Annotated in this window: 5 protein-coding genes; 2 read left to right on the top strand and 3 right to left on the bottom strand. The window is 44.8% G+C overall.

Going from position 1 to position 4,673, the window contains the following annotated elements; translation table 11 throughout:
* The first annotated feature begins 218 nt into the window (after positions 1 to 218).
* Together leuC and leuD are read left to right on the top strand one after the other, a co-directional pair.
* Positions 219 to 1,622: a 3-isopropylmalate dehydratase large subunit gene (gene leuC, locus AC5JMF_RS29870; RefSeq protein WP_495799330.1), complete on the top strand. Its 1,404-nt coding sequence runs from the start codon at positions 219 to 221 to the stop codon at positions 1,620 to 1,622.
* 146 nt (positions 1,623 to 1,768) lie between these two features.
* A complete protein-coding gene (gene leuD, locus AC5JMF_RS29865) occupies positions 1,769 to 2,377 on the top strand; it encodes a 3-isopropylmalate dehydratase small subunit (protein ID WP_495799329.1) in 609 nt (202 codons plus the stop codon).
* A gap of 74 nt (positions 2,378 to 2,451) precedes the next feature.
* On the opposite strand, the gene AC5JMF_RS29860 is transcribed toward leuD, so the two are convergent.
* The 3 genes from AC5JMF_RS29860 to AC5JMF_RS29850 are packed head-to-tail and all read right to left on the bottom strand — an operon-like array spanning position 2,452 to position 4,460.
* Positions 2,452 to 3,078, bottom strand: coding sequence for a Uma2 family endonuclease (locus AC5JMF_RS29860; protein ID WP_495799328.1), 627 nt, complete (start codon positions 3,076 to 3,078; stop codon positions 2,452 to 2,454).
* An 8-nt stretch (positions 3,079 to 3,086) separates the two neighbouring features.
* A complete protein-coding gene (locus AC5JMF_RS29855) occupies positions 3,087 to 3,218 on the bottom strand; it encodes a hypothetical protein (RefSeq protein ID WP_495799327.1) in 132 nt (43 codons plus the stop codon).
* 51 nt (positions 3,219 to 3,269) lie between these two features.
* Entirely contained in the window at positions 3,270 to 4,460 is a 1,191-nt protein-coding gene (locus AC5JMF_RS29850; protein WP_495799326.1) for an FAD-dependent oxidoreductase, read from the bottom strand.
* Between the last annotated feature and the right edge of the window lie 213 nt (positions 4,461 to 4,673).

Raw genomic sequence — 4,673 nt, 5'->3', positions numbered from 1 at the left:
CGCTCTAAGCGAAGCTATGCCGCAGGCTTTACGCTACGCTATCGCTACCGCTACGAAGCGCGTAATTAAGTTTTGTAATAGAGATTTCACTCCAACACAAAACTTGCCGATTATAGAACCGGGGGACTTAAACCCACGGAACGTTTTAACTTGCATGTAAATTGCTTTACTTTTTTGATACCATGAGAGATCCGACTCCTTAAAGTATTGATTGACGTATGAGCAAAGGTACCCTGTTTGACAAAGTTTGGGACTTACATACCGTTGGTACACTTCCTTCAGGACTGACGCAATTATTTATCGGGCTACATCTAATTCATGAAGTTACTAGTCCCCAAGCCTTTGCTATGTTACGCGAGAGGGGTCTAAAAGTATTGTTTCCAGAACGGACGATCGCCACAGTAGATCATATTGTGCCTACAGAAAATCAAGCACGCCCGTTTACTGATAACATGGCGGAGGAAATGATCCAGGCGATTGAGCGCAACTGTCAAGAAAATAGCATAAAATTTTACAACATTGGTTCTGGTAGTCAAGGTATAGTCCACGTCATCGCCCCCGAACAAGGACTGACTCAGCCAGGAATGACGATCGCCTGCGGAGATAGCCATACTTCTAGTCATGGGGCATTTGGGGCGATCGCTTTTGGGATTGGTACTAGTCAAGTTAGGGATGTTCTCGCCTCCCAAACCCTCGCCCTTTCTAAATTGAAAGTCCGCAAAATTGAAGTTAACGGCAATCTTAACCCTGGTGTCTACGCCAAAGATGTTATTTTGCATATCATCCGCACCCTTGGTGTTAAAGGCGGTGTGGGCTACGCCTATGAATATGCAGGTACGACCTTTGAACAAATGAACATGGAAGAACGGATGACAGTCTGCAACATGGCGATAGAAGGTGGTGCGCGTTGTGGTTATGTCAACCCCGATCAAGTTACCTACGACTATTTAAAAGGTAGAGATTTTGCTCCCAAAGGCGCAGATTGGGACAAAGCCGTGGCTTGGTGGGAATCAATTCGTAGTAATGCTGATGCTGAGTACGATGATGTAGTAGTATTTGATGCTGCTGAGATTCCACCCACAGTTACCTGGGGAATTACACCTGGTCAAGGTATTGGTATTAACCAATTAGTACCATTACCAGAAGAACTGCCAGAAGAAGACCGCTTCGTTGCAGAAGAGGCTTATCAATACATGGATTTGTATCCTGGTCAACCCATTAAAGGCACGAAAATTGATGTTTGCTTTATTGGTAGTTGTACAAACGGTAGAATCAGCGATTTAAGGGAAGCTGCCAAAATTGCCCAAGGTCGCCACGTTGCTGAGGGCATCAAAGCTTTTGTTGTCCCTGGTTCTGAACGCGTCAAGCAAGAAGCAGAAGCCGAAGGACTCCACAGAATCTTTCAGGAAGCGGGGTTTGAGTGGCGTGAACCGGGATGTTCTATGTGCTTAGCGATGAACCCCGATAAGCTTCAAGGCAGACAGATTAGTGCTTCTTCCTCCAACCGCAACTTTAAAGGTCGGCAAGGTTCATCTTCTGGGCGTACACTGCTGATGAGTCCGGCGATGGTCGTGACTGCTGCAATTAAAGGTGAAGTATCTGATGTGCGTGAGTTGTTGTAGTTACGTTCGTAATTCGTAATGACGCTCGCGGACTCGCTACCGCTGCGCTAACGTAATTCGTAATTCGTAATTAAAACATCTAGAAAGAGCTTTCATTTAAAAGCTTTACAGCAAATAATGAATGACTAACCACTAATAAATAACTTATGGTCAGCGAAGTTAAAACAGTTTCAGGACGCGGTATACCTTTAGTAGGTAATGACATAGATACCGATCGCATTATTCCGGCACGTTATTTAAAAGCTGTCACGTTTGATGGTTTGGGCGAAGGCGTATTTATTGATGACCGCAAAGCATTAAAAGGTGAGCATCCTTTTGATCAACCCCAGTATCAAGGAGCAAAAGTTTTAATAGTTAACCGTAACTTTGGCTGTGGTTCATCGCGGGAACACGCACCCCAAGCGATCGCCAAATGGGGAATTCAAGCCCTCATTGGGGAAAGCTTTGCGGAAATCTTTTTCGGTAACTGCGTCGCTATGGGCATACCTTGTGTGACAGCTGATGCAGCTGTTGTCAAACAACTGCAAGAGTTAGTTACTGCCAATCCCCAAGCAACTGTGACAGTAAATCTAGAGACTTTACAAGTGCAAATTGCTGAATACACCGCTTCGGTTGCCATTGGTGAAGGTTCTAGAAATATGTTCGTTTCTGGTAGTTGGGATGCTTGTGGGCAGTTAGTAGCCAACGCTGACCAAATTCGGGCAACAGCCGCTAAACTGCCCTACGTGAATTGGGGCGAGTTAGCAGCAAGTTAGAAAGGGATTATGGTATCCGCTCGCCTGTTAACAGATATCGATTTCACATCGCGGGTAGTCGAATTATGGCGATTTTACCTACCAGCTCTTAACACCTGTTCAGCCGTCAGTTTTAAATCTGGGAAGGTTAGAGAGACGATGGTTTGATTACCCCGAAACTGCTGAATTTCATACTCCCCATTCACTAGTGTACAGATAGAGAGGATGGGTTGTTTGGGCTTGCCAATGTGTCGAGTACCACCATTACCTGCATAGTCTGCAATCCAATATTCGGGAATGCCTAAAACCGCGTAGTCTTCAACCTTACGGGCGTAATCATTTTGCCAGTTGCTACTAACAACTTCTGCCACAAATTTAATCGAACTGCCTAGCGTTAGGATTGACTGATCAGACCAAAGCAGTTCTTTAGTAAGTTGATCTCGATCAACAACTGCAACATCAGGTCGAAATGCTGTCATACCAATGTTAGAAGGGCGCAACAGTCCCCGCTGAAGGACAAACCAAGGCAAGTCTGTTGTGTTGATCAGGACACAGATCTTTGCGGTAATGAAGGCTGCAACCTCTTCATGCAGTTCTGTTGGTTCCAAGTCAAACACCTCTCCATCAATCAGTTCATAGCGGTTATTGCCACCATAACGGGTGAGAAACTCGTCAAAGCTGAGTGGCTTCTGTTGTATTGTTTGATCGATGGCAATGGTCATAGGTCAACTTAGCCAATCAATGCCTTAAGTCTACCAAATCGACGAACGTGGCGAGAACCAATGCGGACAATCCAAATCTGGGCATTTGGATGACGGGCTTCAAGGCGATCGCAGGCAACGATTTCGCTGTTGATCACCACAATTTTGCCTTCAACTTGAGGCGCACGTCATGGCTTAATCTGGTCTCATGATCACACTTCTTGAGTTTTGAAAACATCTAAAGATGGCTGGTAGTTCAATAGCCAATTTTGAAAGTCATCATAATTTATCTGCGGCTGTTGTTGTTGCCTAGCAGATTTTTCAGTTTCTGTCTCGTAGTAACGCATCTCACCCAAGGCACTGTGAGCTTGAATGACTTTTGTGCGCTCGATGCGACGTTTTTCGTAGTGTGTAAGAGCCGCCTGTAAAGTAGATGCTTGGGATAAGCACGCTTGCAACTCGTAAGCATCTTCAAAAGTGCAATTTGCTCCTTGTCCAGCGGCGGGTGCCATTGGATGAGCGGCATCGCCTAATAAAGTCACTCTGCCTTGACTCCAGTGATTTAAAGGTGGGCGATCGCAAATTGGCCCTTCCCAAATTTGTGCGGCTGGTGTGGCTTCCACTACAGCCCGAAAAGATGAATCCCAGTCAGTTAATTCATGGAGAATGCGAGACTTAACTTCATCAGCACTTGCACAAAGAGAGTAATCTGGCGAAAACTTGCGACTAATCCAACAAGTATATCCGTCGCCCACATTCAGCAGATACATGAACTGTTTATTGCCTTTGATGAAAACTAAATCATAATCATCAAATAATTCATGATGATACTTAATCACAGCACGCCAACACATACTACCTACATAATTGGGCTTGCCATCTCCTATTAAAGTTGCTCTAATGATGGAGTTAACGCCATCAGCACCAATCAGTAAATCTGCATCTATTGTTTCTCTGCCATCAAAATCTACTTTCACACCACTTTCATTTTGCTCAAAACCAATACAGCGATGGTTGAGGTGGATGATATCTGATGGTAATCTAGATGCTAAAACTTGCTGTAAGCGCCACCACCAAATAGTCAATAATGGTTGTCCGTATTTTTTGGTGTGTGTGGCGGAGTTAGTACGAATTGTTTCTCCAGTAAAATTTTTGAGAAGTATGTGGTGAACCTGGCAACCTGAACTTTTGAGAGTCTCGACTATTCCCGGCGCGATCGCTTCTAGGCAGTTTAAGCCATTGGGCACTAGTCCTAAACCAGTACCAGCGGGTTGAAATTCTTGGGCTTTTTCGTACACTTGCACATCAAACCCTTGATTTCGCAGTGCGATCGCTGTAGCCAAGCCACCAGGCCCAGCACCGATAATGGCAACTTTTTCTACTATAAGATCTGTTTTTGGCATGTTCACATCTTTTTGCAGGTGAGAACTATTTACATTGTGTTTATGACTGCTAATATGTAACACTGCCGTTGGAAGCATATCTGATGGTTACTGTAGTCAGAGAACAACCGCCAAGAACCCCAAAGTAAAGAGAAAATTGTCAAGGAAAGGATTGAATACCCCAGTCCCCAATCCCCAATCCCCAATCCCCAATCCCCAGTCCCCAATCCCCAA

This window comes from Desmonostoc vinosum, assembly GCF_059505385.1.
Note: the sequence above shows the minus strand (reverse complement) of the source record. Positions and strands in the feature narration are given on the sequence as shown.